Origin of the sequence: Flavobacterium limi (assembly GCF_010645075.1) — a bacterium.
GTDB lineage: Bacteria > Bacteroidota > Bacteroidia > Flavobacteriales > Flavobacteriaceae > Flavobacterium > Flavobacterium limi.
In genome coordinates this window covers 82,848-99,480 of sequence record NZ_JAADZV010000001.1, presented here as the reverse complement: position 1 = coordinate 99,480, position 16,633 = coordinate 82,848, and the positions used below count along the sequence as shown (strand labels likewise).

Here is a 16,633-nt window from a genome sequence, read left to right as displayed (position 1 = left end):
GTGAATAGATAGTTTTAAGCCATCGAAAAATGTAATCGATTACACTAAAATAGATATTTTTTTCTAATCACAAAAAAATATCTATTAAAAATACACATAATGAAAAAAATATTCCCAAAATAAATCAATAATACAACTATAACGTTATAGTTTAAAACTAACAAAAACCCTTATAAACATTGCGTTTATAAGAAAAAATAAATTCATAAAAACAGATAACGGAATTTTCAGAATGACTACAACCAAAACAACAGAATATTCTTATTTAGGAATATCCAAATTCAAAAATTTTCAAATAAATTATTCTCTCTTAATTGTTTTATTTTAAAAAGAGAAAACATAAATTATTTTAATTTTAAAAAATAAAAAAAAGCGACAATTTGAAGATTCAAATCATCGCTCTTTAAAAAATTTTACTTGTATATCTCTTCTTTACAAATTAAAAGAAGCGCCTAAACTAAAAGTGACCTGATTATTTAAATCATCGAACAGATCATTATCATCACTATATTTTGCAATTGGAAATCCTAATTCAGTAAATACTCCAAATCCATCAGTAAAAAAATAACGCCCTCCCACATGACCACCAAAATTTTTCAAACCTAAACTTAAACCTGGATAAACATCCAGCTTTTCGTCAACATTTAAGACGTTTCCTATATTGGCATTAATTCTGAATTTGGCATCGAAGCGATCCTTAAAATCAGGCTTTTCATTAGTATACTGCGTTGTTCCACCATTATAAAAACCTGAAAATTCATTCACTCCCAACAAATAAGAAGCAACAAAACCATAAGAAAAATTTTCCGCCAAACCAAAATCAACTGAACCCTGAATGCCTGACCCACCATCCTGTATGTTGGCCCCAATATTAATTTTAGTATCTCCTTTCCCTTTAAAAGCCTGCTGTGCCTGCACAATCCCAATGGATGCCACGAATAATAGTATCATAATATTTTTCATAAATCTTTAATTTTTTAAAATATAAAAATAGAATATTGGAACTTAATTTCTTCCTCTTTCATTAGAATACAATTCATTTAAAGGCTCACTTTGCCAAAACTCTTTTGTGTCAACATTCATTATTGTCAAAGGCCCCTTAAAGGCAGCTCCGGTATCAATATTCCAAACACAGGCTTTGTTCACAGGAACAGTTTCTCCAATACGGCTGACTGGTGTATGACCAATAAAAATTTCATTGTACAATGTAAACCTTTTCGGATAATACAAATCGTCTTTTTTTATACCCTGATCTAAGGATAGTGCTGTTTCCCACAAAGTCCTGTCCCAGTAAAATAATTTTGGAAAGTATTCATAACCAACGCCATTTAAGTTTGTAAAACCGGCATGAACAAATAAACGGTTTTGTTCATCCAGATGATAATCCTCCAATGACTCTAAAAAATCAATATGTACTTGTTTCTCACCTTTATTTAATTTTTCATAAGCCAAAACTGTAGCTTCTCCGCCATGTTGGTACCAAAGTTCATTATTTTTTGCATTTTTAAGCCATTCTAATAATAGCTCGTCGTGATTTCCTCTGATACAAATGCAGTTTTGCTTACTCTGAAGACCTATCAAATAATCAATTACCTGAGGAGACTGACTCCATCCGTCAACGTAATCTCCAAGAAATATTAGAGTATCTTTTTCAGTAACTTCAGCTCTTTTCATGACCTGCTCTAATGCAAGTAAGCCTCCATGAATGTCACCTATAACAAATGTTCTCATTTTTCAATTAATTTATTTCTGTTACAAAAAATATAGACATGACCTGTTTTACAAATTAACTTATTAATCTAATATATATTGCCAAAATAACAACAAAAATCCCGACAAATCTCAAAAACATATTGCTTATAAGTCCTGTCAGGATAATTAAAATTTTATAAAATTAAACTCCTAGTTTTTTTGCAATCTCTGATGGAATTCCGCCTTTATTAACCATTAAGGCGGTTGTTTTATATTTTACGAAATTTTTAGTCACAAACAAGAAACCTTTATAGTCATTTGTTTCTCCCCAAGAATTTTTTACGATATAATATTCTTTCCCCGTCTGATCTTTTGCAAGGCCAATAATATGCATTCCATGATCGTCTGTAGTCTGATAGTTATCAAAAGCAGCCTGACGCATTTCAGGAGTAATTTCAGGCTCTGCTTTTGGTCCGTTGAACATGTCGGCCTTTTCTTCAGCTGTCATATCATCATATTTTTTTGTAGCAACATATGCAACACCATTTTTCCAACTGAAACTTTTTTCGCTTACGTCTGTCGCCCAGGCCACAGTGTAACCTTTCTTCAAAGCATTATCTATAACATCAGTCATATCGTTTACTTTTACATTATAAACCTGATCAAATGACCAGTTATCCGGCACTGCTAATAATGTTTTTTGATAATACGGGGCACTCGTAAATGATGACATTTCTACATAGTCATCAGGATTAATTCCCACTACTTCTTTTGCAAAACTTTGTGGTGTATAACTTTTTCCTTTAAAAGTAAAATTATCCGGAACTTTCCCTAAATAAGAGTCTATAACAGAAGCATATGCTTTTTCCCAGTTTGGGGTTAATTCACCATTTGGATTTTTAACAACGGCTGTCAAAACTCCTTCAATAAGAGCCGCCATTTCTGCAAATTTATTTTTATCTGTTCCGTAGTTAAGTCCAGTGTAGACTTCTCTGGGTAAAGTTCCATATTTTTTATACATGTTAATTACATCGTGCAAAGAACCTCCGTCACCCAAAGTTACTGCACCATGCATACGTACATAATTTTTTCCTTTTTCAACATATACATTCCTTGCAGAAAAAATCTGGGATAATTCAACCGGCTGTTTTCCTAAACGGATCATTTCAGATTCTAAAAATGAATTGGTAGAATAACTCCAGCAAGTTCCTGAAGAACCCTGCAATTTTACTGAAGTAGTCCCTAAATTAATTACTTCAGTAAATTTAAAGTTTTCCTTGCTTTTATCACTTGCATTTAACTTTAGTGAATTGACTAAAATGTCTTGTGCGAAACCCCCACTGACACCTGCCAAAAAAACAGACGCAGCAAAAATTGACTTCATTGTAATTTTATACATAATCAAATGATTTAATAGTTGCCTAATTAGTAACTCTTATTTTATTTTTGTTACAAATCAATTAAATAATAAGTAAAAAAACTATTATTTTTGAGTTAATATTTATACAATGTTTTTATTAAGCATCCAAAACCTACAAATACTGCAAAAGCAATCGATATTTGAAAGAATACTTTATTAAATATTTTATTTTCTTAATAAATAGTATTTTTAATGCTTAAAATACATCAACCATCGACGAATGTACGAACTCGAAAAAGAAAAATATTTAGGCAATACCAAAAACATTTTCAATAATAATCAAGGCATTGCAGTTGTCGAAACTGAATATCAAAATAAGGTTTACGAAGGCTGGCATTCGCACAATAATGCTCACATTACGCTTTTTCTGAAAGGAGGAACAACAGAAAAAAGAAAGAACTTTAGTGAAACAGTTGGTGCAGGTTCATTACTATTTTATCATAGTGACGAACTGCATTTAAATCAAAATACGCTTTTTCCTTCAAAAAACATCAATATCGAAATCGAAGAAAACATTTTAAAAGAACTTCATATTAATGAAGCGATAATCGAAAAGTCTATTAAAAATACTGCACTTACAAAATTTTTAATTCTGAAAATTTTTAAAGAAACCCTTACTGCAGATACTTTTTCAAGCGACAACATAACGATGCTTTTTTCTCAATTATTTCAAACGCATAATCATTTAGAACGATTTGAAAAGGGACCGTATTGGGTAAAAAGCTTAAATGAATTATTAAATGACTGCTGGAACCAAAACCCGAATCTGAAAGATTTGGCACAGGTTTTACACCTTAATCCTATTACAATATCCAAACATTTTCCGAAATATTTTGGCTGTACATTGGGTGAATACATGCGCCGCATTAAAATAGACCGATCCATTTCTCTTATTCAGTCCTGTCATAGCAATTTAACCGAAATTAGTCTCGAATGCGGTTTTGCTGATCAAAGCCATTTTATCAGAACTTTCAAGAATCAAACTGGTTTTTTACCCAGACAATTTCAAAAATTATAAGAAGGCAAATTTCATTCTATTTTTTGGCTTTGCTGCAATCTACATTTGCTTCAAATTAATATTTAAACCAAATCTGAATGAAAACCCTTACTACAAAACAAAAAATATTTAAATCGCCGGTAACCAAGATAACACTTGCTTTGCTTGTTTTTATGGCAGTTGTTATAATTGGACAGCAAATTACCTCAAAATTACTTGCATTAACTCCTCTGGATAAAGACTACAGAAACCTTCTCAAAGGACTTTTAGTTTCATCAGCCTGCATTTTCAGCTATATTTTGTTTTTTAAAAAATATGACAAAAGAATCATAACGGAATTTGCGACAAAAGGAATTATCAAAAATATATCTCTCGGTATCTTAATAAGTTTCATTTTACAATCGCTTACTATTTTAGTAATGTATATAAATGGTTATTATAGCATTGCCAATATCAATCCTGTTTCCTTTATTATGATTCCTTTTGCGATCATGTTTACAGTAGCTATTATTGAAGAAATATTGGTACGCGGAATTATATTCAGAATTTTGGAAGAAAAACTTGGGAGCTTTTTTGCTCTCACTGTCTCATCGGTCCTGTTCGGCATTTTTCATCTGGCAAATCCTCACTGTACCTTACTGTCAACAATATGCATAATTACAGCAGGATTTTTATTTGGAGCTTCTTTTATTTACAGTCGTAATTTATGGCTTCCAATTGCTTTACACTTTGCATGGAACTTTACACAATCGGGAATTTATGGTGCCATCACATCCGGAAACGAAAAAACAAACAGCTTATTTGAATCCAAAATACAAGGCCCTGAAATTATTACCGGCGGTGAATTTGGACCAGAAGGATCCATTCAGGCTATTATTTTCTGTGCACTCGGAACAATTCTATTCTTAATTTTAATTCATAAAAACAACCAAATTATTAAGCCATACTGGAAAAGATAAATGCTTCTGAATCATAATCCAAATTCCCGGTAATTAGAATTATCGGGAATTTTTATTTAACTACTTAATATTTTAAAATACAGATGAAACAAAAAATCCACCCGATAACTCGGATGGATTTTCAAATATGTATTTACAAAACTATTCTATTTCAGAAACTCTCATGGTATTAACCATTCCTTTATCTTTAATTGGCATAGCTGCAAGATTAATCAAATAATCACCTTTTACAGCATAACCTTTTTCTACTGCAATTTGATTAACATCAGTTACTGTATCATCAGTACTGTTTTCATTATCATAGAAGAATGATTTAACTCCCCATAATAAATTTAATTGTGTTAAAATCCTTTTGTTTGAAGTAAATACTAAGATATGTGCCGATGATGGTCTCCAGGCAGAAATTTGGAAAGCAGTATAGCCGCTATTAGTCAATGTACAAATTGCTTTTGCCTGAATTGTGTTAGCCATTACAGCCGCTTGTTGACAAATTGTTTTAGTAATGAAACGTTTTGTTTTAATTTGAGGTGTGTTTTGAGGTACATGAATTAGCGGAGAATTTTCAACAGCCTCACAAATTTGTGTCATTCTCTGGATTACCTGTACCGGATAATTTCCTGTAGCAGTTTCTCCAGACAACATTACAGCATCAGCTCCGTCCATTACTGAGTTTGCAACGTCATTTACTTCAGCTCTTGTTGGAGTTAAACTTGTAATCATTGTTTCCATCATTTGTGTAGCAACGATAACCGGAATTCTTGCAGTTTTTGCCCTGCGAATTAAATCTTTTTGAACTAATGGTACTTCATGAGCAGGAAGTTCAACTCCTAAATCTCCACGAGCCACCATTAAACCATCGCAATAAGCAACAATTTTATCCATATTTTCAAGAGCTTCAGGCATTTCAATTTTAGCAATTATTGGAATCTTATATTCAGAATGCTTCGCTATTAATTCCTGTAAATCTTGTAAGTCACGAGGTGTTTTAACAAATGAAAGTGCTATCCAGTCTACTTTTTGTTCAATAGCAAAAATCGCATCAGCAATATCTTTTTCAGTTAAAGCCGGTAAGGAAATTTTAGTATTCGGTAGATTAACCCCTTTTTTAGATTTTAATTCTCCTCCCTGAATTACCTTAGCAACAACTTCTGTTTTTTTATCTGTTGAAACAATTTCAAAAATAAGCTTACCATCATCCAGCAAAATACGTTCTCCGGGATTCACGTCATTTGGGAAATTCTGGTATTTCATAAACGCTCTCTTAGAATTCCCTACAATATCTTCAGCTGTTGTAAAAGTAAGAGTATCACCATCGTTAACAACTGTCCCTTCTTCCATTACACCAACTCTAAGTTTTGGTCCCTGTAAATCTCCAAGAATTGCAGTAGTATATCCAAATTCTTCGTTTAGTCCTCTAATAATATTTATTTTTTCTTTTACACCTTCGTAATCAGCATGCGAAAAATTAATTCTAAATACATTTACACCTGCATCGATCATGTCTTTTATGATCTCTCTCGTTCCACATGCAGGTCCAAGTGTGGCTACAATTTTGGTTTTTTTGTTTGTAAGCATTTTTTTTAAAAAATTAAATTGTTTTTTGATTTTATTTTATTGATATCTACAGCATAAATAGCTGCGATACTCTCAATTGTATTTAGCTTTTGCTGTATTTCTGAAAAATTTATAGTCTCACCACTATTATCTATTTTCAGGAAAAAATCTACTTTTTTGAATTCAGGAAGTAAATGAATTGTTGTTGAAACCTCACTATTTTCATTGGAAAACAAATTCTGAAAATCATTTGCTCTCACTGAAATGATTTCATTTTTATTCTGAATCAAATTCCATGAAATGGCTTTGTCGGTATCATAGTAGTAGAATCTGGAAAAATTTGTCTCTCCTTCCTTAGTCTGAGCATGAATCTCATTTTTGCTCTTACTTAAGTTTATAGGAAGTTTTTTATTGATAAAATAGGCTAATCTGTAATCTTCTAAGGAAGTGTGGATTGCCATTAAATAATAATCAATTTCGTCAAATTCGTCTAAATCCAATCTATGAATAGCCATGTCATGAAATATCAAGCTGTAAATATACTATTTCTATCGTAGCTTAAATAGTTAAGAACAGGATGTTTTTGTTAATTTATAAACGAAAACGTTATAGCATTAAGAATATTACACTACTTTTTGTATTATTTCTTATCCATTTTTTCCTGAAATGCGAAATAAGCGCGTTGTGATGCCTTCTCTTCTGCCTTCTTTTTTGAAGTTGCTCTTGCCCTGGCAATTATTTTGTCGTCAATACTCAATTTAACCCCAAACAAACGCTGTCCATCAATTCCGTTGTCTTCAAAAATATCATAATGAAAGATTTTCTTTTCTTTCTGACACCATTCAATAACCAAACTTTTATAACTAATTACCTTTCCTTCAAGTCGGGCAATATCAACATAAGGTATAATAACTCTGTTCTGAATAAATTTTTCACAAAACGAATACCCGCGATCTAAATAAATTGCTCCTATAAGCGCTTCGAAAATATTTCCATGAATATTTTCACCAAAATGCTGAACGGGAACTTTACTCTCAACAAACCGTACTAAATTTAAATCTTTGCCCAATTCGTTCAAATGTTCCCTACTCACAATTTTAGAGCGCATTTTAGTTAAATAACCTTCGTCCCCGTTGGGCGCTTTGTTGTATAAATGTGCCGCAATGACGGAGCTTAACATAGCATCCCCTAAAAATTCCAGTCGCTCATAATTAATTGGATTACCTGATACATCTAACTTATTAGAAGATCGGTGTGTAAATGCTTTCCTGTAAAATTCCAGCGAAACCGGCTGAAAACCAAGAATTTTCTGAATAGTGTCAAAAAAAATCCCGTCTTCTTGAGAACGGGATTTTGAAAATATTTTTTTGATAATATTCATATACAGAAAATTAGTCAACTAATTTTTTAAACAATACACAAGCATTATGACCTCCAAATCCAAAAGTATTGCTCATAGCAACATTTACTTCTCTTTTTTGAGGTTTATTTAAAGTAAGATTTAATGACGGATCAATATTTTCATCCACCACAGTATGATTTATTGTTGGAGGAACAATACCGTTTTGCATAGCTAAAATAGAAGCAATAGCTTCAATAGCTCCTGCAGCACCAAGTAAATGTCCTGTCATTGATTTTGTTGAGTTGATGTTGATTGTTTTTGCATGATCTCCAAAAACAGCACTGATTGCTTTTAACTCAGCAACATCTCCAAGAGGAGTAGAAGTTCCGTGAGTGTTGATATGATCAACATCTTCAGGATTCATTCCCGCATCTCTTAACGTATTTTTCATTACTGCAATGACTCCAATTCCTTCCGGGTGTGGAGCTGTTAAATGGTAAGCGTCAGATGACATTCCGCCTCCGCCAATTTCGCAATAAATTTTTGCTCCTCTGGCTTTTGCATGTTCATAATCTTCAAGAACTAAAGCTCCGGCACCTTCACCTAAAACAAAACCATCTCGGGTTGCATCAAAAGGTCTTGAGGCAGTTTCCGGGCTTTCATTTCTTGTTGACAGAGCGTGCATAGAACTAAAACCTCCCATACCTGCAATCGTAACTGCTGCTTCAGAACCACCTGATACAATAACATCACACATTCCTAAACGAATATAGTTGAAAGCATCAATTAAAGCATTTGCAGAAGATGCACAAGCTGAAACTGTAGTATAATTAGGCCCCATATAACCGTTACGCATCGAAATATGCGCCGGTGCAATATCAGCAATCATTTTAGGAATAAAAAAAGGATTGAACTTTGGAGTTCCGTCACCTTTTGCATAGTACATTACTTCGTCCTGAAAAGTTTCTAAACCTCCAATTCCTGCTCCCCAGATAACCCCAACTCTTTGTTTGTCGATATTTGCGTCTGTTAGTCCCGCATCTTTAATAGCTTCATCACTCGCAGCAATTGCATACTGAGCAAATTTATCTAATCTACGAGATTCTTTACGGTCCATATAATCCTCAATATTGAAGTTTTTTACTTCACAGGCAAACTTAGTTTTGTGTTTCTCTGTATCGTAATACGTTATTGGGGCAGCACCGCTAACTCCATTAATAAGTGCATCCCAATACTCCTGGATATTATTCCCGATAGGAGTAAGAGCACCTAATCCTGTTACAACAACTCGCTTTAATGCCATAAATATGTATTTTGTATCTTTAAACAAATAAAACCCACGCTTTCTTAACTGAATTGTTACTTAAGAGCCATGGGCATTACAATATAAATATATCTTTTGGATTGAAAATCAATCGAAATTTAATTTTTTTAAATAATAACACCCGAATTCTAAATTAAATCAGAATCGGGTGTGATATTATTATTTTTTAGCTTCCTCGATATAAGAAATAGCTTGACCAACAGTAGCAATGTTTTCTGCTTGATCGTCTGGAATCTGAATATCAAATTCTTTTTCGAATTCCATAATAAGCTCAACAGTGTCTAATGAGTCAGCTCCTAAATCATTAGTGAAGCTTGCTTCTGTTACAACCTCGTTTTCGTCAACACCTAACTTGTCTACGATAATCGCTTTTACTCTTGATGCAATGTCTGACATAATCTTTAATTTTAGAATTTAATTTGTTGGCAAAAATAAAAAACTTTATTTTAAAACAACTATTTAGTTAATAAATGTGTTACTAATTTATAAAATTAATTTCAAGAAAGGTCTTTCAATACTATTTATTTTGATTTTTTATTCCGTTTTTTGCATTCTCAAAATAAATTTGATTATGAAAAAAATTATCGTTTTTGCCTCAGGTTCAGGAAGTAACGCAGAAAATATTATTACTCACTTTAAAAAAACCGAAATCGCAAGAGTTGTTTCTGTCTTTACAAATAATGCAAATGCAAAAGTTATTGAAAGGGCAAAAAATCATCAAATCCCTGTTGAAATCTTCGCAAAAAACGAACTTTTAGAACAAAATATCTTACAAAAGATACAGGAAATCGACCCGGATTTAATTGTTCTGGCTGGTTTCTTACTGAAATTCCCTGAAAACATAATTGAAAAGTATCCTCATAAAATAATCAATATACATCCGGCACTTTTACCTAATTACGGAGGCAAAGGAATGTACGGAATGCACATACACAGGGCTATTGTAAATAATAAGGAAAAAGAAACCGGAATTTCGATTCATTATGTAAACGAACATTACGATGAAGGTGCTATTATCTTTCAGGCCAATGTTGCTTTAACCGATACGGATACGCCTGAAACTGTTGCTGAAAAGATTCATGAATTAGAACAAAAACATTTTCCGGAAATTATCCAGACATTATTAGAACAATAAATTATTTAGATCTAAGAAATCTAAAAATTCCTAAACTCTAAGAGATCTAAAAAATGAGTCACGAAGTACATATATATACAGATGGTGCCGCAAAGGGAAATCCCGGTAATGGCGGCTACGGCGTCGTGATGGAATTGGTCGGGACACCACATAAAAAAGAATTTTACGAAGGCTTTCGCCTTACTACAAACAACAGGATGGAACTTCTGGCTGTAATTGTTGGTTTAGAAAAACTCAAAAAACCAAACATGAAAGTCCTTGTAATTTCGGATTCTAAATATGTTGTGGATTCTGTTGAAAAAAAATGGGTTTTAGGCTGGGAGAAAAAAGGTTTTGCCGGAAGAAAAAATGCAGATCTCTGGAAACGATTTTTAATTGTGTACCGTAAACATCAGGTCGATTTTAAATGGATCAAAGGCCATAATAACCATCCGCAAAACGAACGCTGTGATCAACTGGCTGTTATGGCATCCATGCAGCCTAAACTTTCTGTAGATTCCTTTTATGAAACTACCGATTCTAAACTAATATAAATAAAAAACGTATCGAAAATCATCCCGATACGTTTTTACACTAACTTAAAATCCTTACTGCTCTTTATCTAAATCCTTGGCAGTTCCAAACCCAACTAATAAACCAACTCCGGACATTATAAAAATAATCGAAGGATAAACAGCATCATCTTCTAAAGAGGTATAAGTTGTAATCAATAAGGCAATAAATATTCCGAGACCGCCTCCTATTAATAAGAAAGCCAGATTTACTACAAATATTTTCCATGTCGGGACACCTTTCGCTTTTCCCTCTAAAAAAATACTGGCATCCACACCTTTTTCAATAAGTGCCAAACGTTCCCTGTTTCGTGTAGAATATATAAGGTATACGATTCCGAAAATCATCAGGAAAAAAGTGATTGGGATTAAAATTTCTGCATTCATAATTTTATATTTTTAATTGATTGATATTCCATTAGGACGATTCTTTTCAAATTTAGGTTACAACTTTTTTCAGAAAAATGAATTTTTCAAATTTAAAATTCCAAAACTAACTGATAATCAATTAATTTTGATTTTAAATTAGTTTACCCAAAAGCTTTGACAAAGTTTTTACTCTACTTTGCTATATATAAATATTGAGATTTGGATTTTTTTAGATTGGAATTCAATATTTGAAAGTTTCTAAAGAATTGGAATTTGGAATTTAAAAATTTGGAATTTTCTGTAACCTAAATTGATACTCTGTCGTCCTATATAATATGAGTGCAATTCCGGATCAACATTATATCGATAAAATTCTGCAGGGCGAGACCAATTCTTTTGCCGTGCTCGTCGATCGTTATAAAGATATGATTTTTACGCTGGGCCTGAAAATGGTTAAAAACAGAGAAGAAGCAGAAGAAGTTGCGCAGGATACTTTCATTAAAATATATAATTCTTTGAGCAAATTTAAAGGCGATTCAAAATTTTCGACCTGGATTTATAAAATTGCTTACAATACGTGTTTAGACCGTTTAAAGAAAAACGAAAAAGAAGAAAACAATATTTCAATTGATGATTTTTCATCTCATCTGATTAAAACTATGGACAATGCTTTGAGTGCTTTAGAAGACAAGGAACGAAAGCAGACTATCCAAAATTGTTTAAATTTGTTACCGGGTGAAGAAAATTTCCTGCTGACCTTATTTTATTTTGAAGATCAGAGTTTAGAAGAAATTGGAAAAATCATGAATATTAATGCTAATAATGTTAAGGTAAAATTATTTAGAAGCCGACAGAAATTAGCCGTAATTTTGAGACAGCAGTTAGAGCCAGAAACAATACAATGTTATGAGAGGGAATAATAAAGATATCGAACAACTTATTGAAAAAATGATGGCTGAAGAAAAACTGCAGTCACCATCAATAGATTTTACTTCTAAAATAATGGCGGAAGTTCTAACTTTGGAAGAGAAAAAATACAAAGCATACAAACCATTGATTTCAAAACCGGTATGGATTTCCATTGGAATTGCTTTAGCCTGCTTAGTGCTTTATATTTCTCTTTTTTCAGTTTCAGAAAGCAGTTTTAAAATTGACGAAGTTGGAAAATTATATTCTGATAAGATTTCAACAGCATTTTCAGGAATTCATTTTTCTAAAAACATTTTGTATGCTATTTTGATTGTTCCTTTTATGATTTTGGTTCAGGTTGGGATTTTGAAGAATTATTTTGATAAGAAGTATCAGGTGTAAATTATTTAAAAGCATCTTTTCTTTTTCTAATATAATCTTTCCCCAGATAACAATCTGTGCTTATGTCATATCTATTTTTATAGAGCAAATAAGTTATTGTGAGATATTCTTCTGATTTTATAATTGATTTATTAAGCTCCATAACTCCTTTTCTGCGAGATGATTTAGAATAGTTCTTTAAAAAAGCATTAAATCCTAAAGATGAATATTCTTTTTTGATTTTTGAATTTAATTTAAATCGTCTGGGATAATTTGGGTGTTTAAACATTTTTTTTTCTACAACAAACCCATTATTCAAAACAGCATTTAAAAATTCTTTAAAAGATTTAAACTTTGTAGAATAATCTTTTTTGTAAAAGAAAAACAATTCATTTTCATTTAGTACAACAACTTCATCATTATTTGTCAAAAGATATACATCTGAAAATGATATTGGAGGTGGTGGTAATGCTTCCCTATTATTTTTTAACTCTCCTCGTTCTGATAACATTTCAATCATTTCTTCAGAAAAAGCAGGCTCTTTTTTTTCGCAGGAAAACAAAAAGTAAAACAGCAATAAAAGTAAAACATTCTTCATAGTTAATTCATATATAAACAAATCTAACTAAAAACATTTACAAAATATTAGTTGCTTATTAAATTCAGAAAACCTATTATAAGCTTCCCGGAAAAACAATTTTAATCAATTCATTTACAACATTTTTACTTCGAAATCGTTGTCATTTTTTTATGAAAATTTTGAGATTGCAAACCGTTGCAATATTGTAACTTATGAAGTATCTTTGCACCTTAATTCGAAATTCATAAAATGAATAAATTATTGATTGTTGGAACGGTTGCTTTCGACGCGATTGAAACTCCTTTCGGAAAAACAGATAAAATATTAGGTGGTGCTGCAACATACATTGGTTTATCAGCATCCTTTTTTAACCTGCAATCGGCCATAGTTTCTGTAGTTGGCGACGATTTTCCTCAAAAACATTTAGATTTACTGACTTCAAAAAATATTGATATCTCAGGTATCGAAATTGTAAAAGGAGGAAAAACCTTTTTCTGGAGCGGTTTATACCACAACGATCTGAATTCAAGAGACACTTTAGTAACTGAGTTAAATGTTTTAGCTGATTTTCAGCCAAAAGTTCCTCAAAACTTTAAAGATGCTGATGTGGTAATGTTAGGAAACTTACATCCGTTAGTACAAAGCAGTGTTTTGGATCAAATGGAGAAAAAACCAAAATTAGTGGTTTTAGACACCATGAACTTCTGGATGGACTGCGCTCTTCCTGAATTACTGGACGTTATCAAACGTGTAGATGTTATCACAATCAATGACGAAGAAGCAAGACAGCTTTCCGGTGAATATTCTTTAGTAAAAGCAGCTGCGAAAATACAGGAAATGGGGCCAAAATACGTGGTGATCAAAAAAGGAGAACACGGCGCGCTTTTATTCCACAACAGAGAAGTATTTTTTGCTCCGGCTTTACCGTTAGAAGAAGTTTTTGATCCAACAGGAGCGGGAGATACTTTCGCAGGCGGATTTTCAGGATTTATTGCGCAAAGCGAAAACATTTCATTTGGAAACATGAAAAATGCAATTATTTACGGTTCAAATTTAGCTTCGTTCTGCGTAGAGAAATTTGGAACTGAGAGGATGGAAACATTAAGCAAAACCGAAGTAGCGATTCGATTACAGCAATTTAAGTCGTTGACTCAGTTTGACATAGAAATATAATGCCTAAGAGCCTCGATAAAACGGGGCTTTTTTATTACGTTAATACACACAACTTACAACAACACAAATACAAAACACAATGAGCGACGCTTTAAAACACGAATGTGGTATAGCCTTAGTCAGACTTCTTAAACCGCTTGAATATTACAAAGAAAAATACGGAACTGCTTTTTACGGAATTCAGAAGATGTATTTAATGATGGAAAAACAGCATAACCGTGGTCAGGATGGTGCAGGTTTTGCCAGTATCAAACTGGATGTAGAACCAGGCGAAAGATATATCAGCAGGGTTCGTTCAAACCATTCGCAGCCAATTCAGGATGTTTTTAAGCAAATCAATGAGCGTATCAGTGAGGAACTAAAAGCAAATCCTGATCTGGGCGACAATATCAAAGAACTAAAAACCAGTATTCCTTATGTTGGAGAATTATTTTTAGGACACGTTCGATACGGAACTTTCGGAAAAAACAGCATCGAAAGCGTTCACCCATTTTTACGTCAGAGCAACTGGATGCATCGTAATCTGATTTTGGCAGGAAACTTTAATATGACGAATGTTAAAGAACTTTTTCAAAATTTGGTAGAACTTGGCCAACATCCAAAAGAAATGGCAGACACCGTTACTGTAATGGAAAAAATTGGTCACTTTTTAGATAAAGAAGTAATGCAGCTGTATCAGGATTGTAAAGCAGAAGGATACTCCAAAAGAGAAGCTTCGCCAGTTATTGCAGAACGTTTAGATCTTGCCAAAATATTAACCCGTTCTGCAAAGAATTTAGACGGTGGTTATGCTATGGCAGGTTTATTAGGCCACGGAGATGCATTTGTTTTTAGAGACCCCGCAGGTATTCGTCCGGCATATTTCTATCAGGATGATGAAGTTGTTGTTGTAGCTTCAGAAAGACCTGTTATCCAGACTGTATTTAATGTTCCTTTTGAAAGCGTTAAAGAAATTGAACCAGGAAATGCATTAATTATAAAGAAAAGCGGAAAGGTTACCATGAATCAGATCCTGGAGCCAACCGTTAAAAAAGCCTGTTCATTTGAAAGAATCTATTTCTCAAGAGGAAGTGATGCTGAAATTTATCAGGAACGTAAAAATTTAGGAAAATTAATTTTACCTGCTGTTCTTGAATCCATTGACAGCGATACAGATAACACCGTTTTCTCTTATATCCCGAACACGGCAGAAACCTCTTTTTACGGTTTAGTCGAAGCCGCTCAGGACTTCTTAAATCAGAGAAAGAACAATTATATATTAGAAAACCGTAATACGTTGACTGCTGAAACACTTCAGGAACTTTTATCAGTAAAAATCCGTACTGAGAAAGTTGCTATTAAGGATGCTAAACTCAGAACCTTTATTACAGAAGACAGCAGCCGTGACGATTTAGTAGCTCACGTTTATGATGTTACATACGGAGTAATTAAGCCGGAAGATAATCTGGTAATTATTGACGATAGTATTGTTCGTGGTACTACACTGAAAATGAGTATCATAAAAATGATGGATCGTTTAAAACCAAAACGTATCGTTATTGTTTCTTCGGCACCTCAAATTCGTTACCCGGATTGTTATGGAATTGATATGGCAAAACTAGAAGGTCTTGTTGCTTTCAGAGCTGCTTTAGATTTACTGAAAGAAAGAAATTTATATCATATCGTTGACGAGGTATATGCAAAATGCAAAGCTCAGGAAAATTATGCAGATACTGATGTTGTAAATTACGTAACTGCAATTTATGACCAATTTACACCTGAAGAAATTTCAGACAGAATTGCTGAGATGCTAAGCTCACCTGAAATCAATGCTGAAGTAAAAATTATCTTCCAAAAAGTAGAAGATTTACATATTGCATGTCCGAAAAATCTTGGCGACTGGTATTTCACCGGAGACTATCCAACACCAGGTGGAAATCGTGTTGTAAACAGAGCTTTTATTAACTTTTATGAAGGAAAAAACGCAAGAGCATACTAAAAAAAAAGTTAAAAAATGCATTTCATCGGATTTTTTTGCATTTCATCCTATATTTTTGGGAAAAATGCAATGCTAATATATCTTTGGAGAACCATAACATTAGTAGGTTAAGTTTATGGTAGATTTGGGGCAAAAAAGGTGGGAGAAATCTCACCTTTTTTATTGGAGTAAACTTAATTTCTAAAAACCAAATCCGTTAATCGGATATTATTGCATTTAATCAGAAATATTTGAAATAAATAATCCAGCATCGTACATTTAACCCACCA

Annotated in this window: 18 protein-coding genes; 8 read left to right on the top strand and 10 right to left on the bottom strand. The window is 32.8% G+C overall.

All coding sequences use genetic code 11. The features are described 5' to 3' along the window. Window positions 1-432 precede the first annotated feature (432 nt). From GXM16_RS00475 to GXM16_RS00465, 3 genes are all read right to left on the bottom strand, one after another. A complete protein-coding gene (locus tag GXM16_RS00475; protein WP_163391662.1) occupies window positions 433-963 on the bottom strand; it encodes a DUF6646 family protein in 531 nt (176 codons plus the stop codon). A 42-nt stretch (window positions 964-1,005) separates the two neighbouring features. Further along, on the bottom strand, window positions 1,006-1,731 hold the full coding sequence (locus GXM16_RS00470; RefSeq protein WP_163391661.1) for a metallophosphoesterase family protein: 726 nt from the start codon (window positions 1,729-1,731) through the stop codon (window positions 1,006-1,008). 163 nt (window positions 1,732-1,894) lie between these two features. Beyond that, window positions 1,895-3,091, bottom strand: a complete 1,197-nt coding sequence (locus tag GXM16_RS00465; RefSeq protein ID WP_163391660.1) for a C1 family peptidase — start codon at window positions 3,089-3,091, stop codon at window positions 1,895-1,897. A gap of 241 nt (window positions 3,092-3,332) precedes the next feature. Here GXM16_RS00465 and GXM16_RS00460 point away from each other — a divergent pair, with 241 nt between their 5' ends. Both GXM16_RS00460 and GXM16_RS00455 read left to right on the top strand, forming a co-directional pair. Further along, entirely contained in the window at window positions 3,333-4,130 is a 798-nt protein-coding gene (locus GXM16_RS00460) for a helix-turn-helix transcriptional regulator (RefSeq protein WP_163391659.1), read from the top strand. 77 nt (window positions 4,131-4,207) lie between these two features. Then, on the top strand, window positions 4,208-5,068 hold the full coding sequence (locus GXM16_RS00455; protein ID WP_163391658.1) for a CPBP family intramembrane glutamic endopeptidase: 861 nt from the start codon (window positions 4,208-4,210) through the stop codon (window positions 5,066-5,068). Between the two features lie 141 nt (window positions 5,069-5,209). Here GXM16_RS00455 and pyk read toward each other — a convergent pair whose 3' ends face one another. From pyk to GXM16_RS00430, 5 genes are all read right to left on the bottom strand, one after another. Next, window positions 5,210-6,643, bottom strand: coding sequence for a pyruvate kinase (gene pyk, locus GXM16_RS00450; protein WP_163391656.1), 1,434 nt, complete (start codon window positions 6,641-6,643; stop codon window positions 5,210-5,212). A gap of 5 nt (window positions 6,644-6,648) precedes the next feature. Next, window positions 6,649-7,137 (bottom strand): IPExxxVDY family protein, encoded by a 489-nt coding sequence (locus GXM16_RS00445; protein WP_163391654.1) that lies wholly within the window; start codon window positions 7,135-7,137, stop codon window positions 6,649-6,651. 125 nt (window positions 7,138-7,262) lie between these two features. Continuing rightward, window positions 7,263-8,003: a ribonuclease III gene (gene rnc / locus GXM16_RS00440; RefSeq protein ID WP_163391652.1), complete on the bottom strand. Its 741-nt coding sequence runs from the start codon at window positions 8,001-8,003 to the stop codon at window positions 7,263-7,265. Between the two features lie 10 nt (window positions 8,004-8,013). Next, a complete protein-coding gene (fabF, locus tag GXM16_RS00435; protein WP_163391650.1) occupies window positions 8,014-9,267 on the bottom strand; it encodes a beta-ketoacyl-ACP synthase II in 1,254 nt (417 codons plus the stop codon). A gap of 180 nt (window positions 9,268-9,447) precedes the next feature. Beyond that, the gene (locus GXM16_RS00430) at window positions 9,448-9,684 is read right to left on the bottom strand and encodes an acyl carrier protein (RefSeq protein WP_007137004.1); all 237 of its coding nucleotides are present in this window, start codon (window positions 9,682-9,684) and stop codon (window positions 9,448-9,450) included. Window positions 9,685-9,859: 175 nt separating this feature from the next. On the opposite strand from GXM16_RS00430, the gene purN reads away from it, so the two are divergent. Further along, a complete protein-coding gene (gene purN, locus GXM16_RS00425) occupies window positions 9,860-10,423 on the top strand; it encodes a phosphoribosylglycinamide formyltransferase (protein WP_163391648.1) in 564 nt (187 codons plus the stop codon). 53 nt (window positions 10,424-10,476) lie between these two features. Next, window positions 10,477-10,956: a ribonuclease HI gene (rnhA, locus tag GXM16_RS00420; RefSeq protein WP_163391646.1), complete on the top strand. Its 480-nt coding sequence runs from the start codon at window positions 10,477-10,479 to the stop codon at window positions 10,954-10,956. Between the two features lie 54 nt (window positions 10,957-11,010). Here rnhA and GXM16_RS00415 read toward each other — a convergent pair whose 3' ends face one another. Further along, entirely contained in the window at window positions 11,011-11,361 is a 351-nt protein-coding gene (locus GXM16_RS00415; RefSeq protein WP_163391644.1) for a DUF6249 domain-containing protein, read from the bottom strand. Window positions 11,362-11,678: 317 nt separating this feature from the next. Here GXM16_RS00415 and GXM16_RS00410 point away from each other — a divergent pair, with 317 nt between their 5' ends. After that, complete coding sequence (locus GXM16_RS00410) at window positions 11,679-12,263, top strand: RNA polymerase sigma factor (RefSeq protein WP_163391642.1); 585 nt, start codon at window positions 11,679-11,681, stop codon at window positions 12,261-12,263. Beyond that, window positions 12,250-12,654, top strand: a complete 405-nt coding sequence (locus GXM16_RS00405; protein ID WP_163391640.1) for a hypothetical protein — start codon at window positions 12,250-12,252, stop codon at window positions 12,652-12,654. Before GXM16_RS00410 ends, GXM16_RS00405 begins: the two co-directional genes overlap by 14 nt. A 1-nt stretch (window position 12,655) precedes the next feature. Here the strand turns inward: GXM16_RS00405 and GXM16_RS00400 are convergent, their stop codons facing one another. Then, the gene (locus GXM16_RS00400; RefSeq protein ID WP_163391638.1) at window positions 12,656-13,231 is read right to left on the bottom strand and encodes a hypothetical protein; all 576 of its coding nucleotides are present in this window, start codon (window positions 13,229-13,231) and stop codon (window positions 12,656-12,658) included. Between the two features lie 231 nt (window positions 13,232-13,462). On the opposite strand from GXM16_RS00400, the gene GXM16_RS00395 reads away from it, so the two are divergent. Continuing rightward, window positions 13,463-14,386 (top strand): PfkB family carbohydrate kinase, encoded by a 924-nt coding sequence (locus GXM16_RS00395; RefSeq protein ID WP_163391636.1) that lies wholly within the window; start codon window positions 13,463-13,465, stop codon window positions 14,384-14,386. Window positions 14,387-14,465: 79 nt separating this feature from the next. After that, window positions 14,466-16,364 (top strand): amidophosphoribosyltransferase, encoded by a 1,899-nt coding sequence (locus tag GXM16_RS00390; RefSeq protein ID WP_163391634.1) that lies wholly within the window; start codon window positions 14,466-14,468, stop codon window positions 16,362-16,364. The last annotated feature ends 269 nt before the right edge of the window (window positions 16,365-16,633 follow it).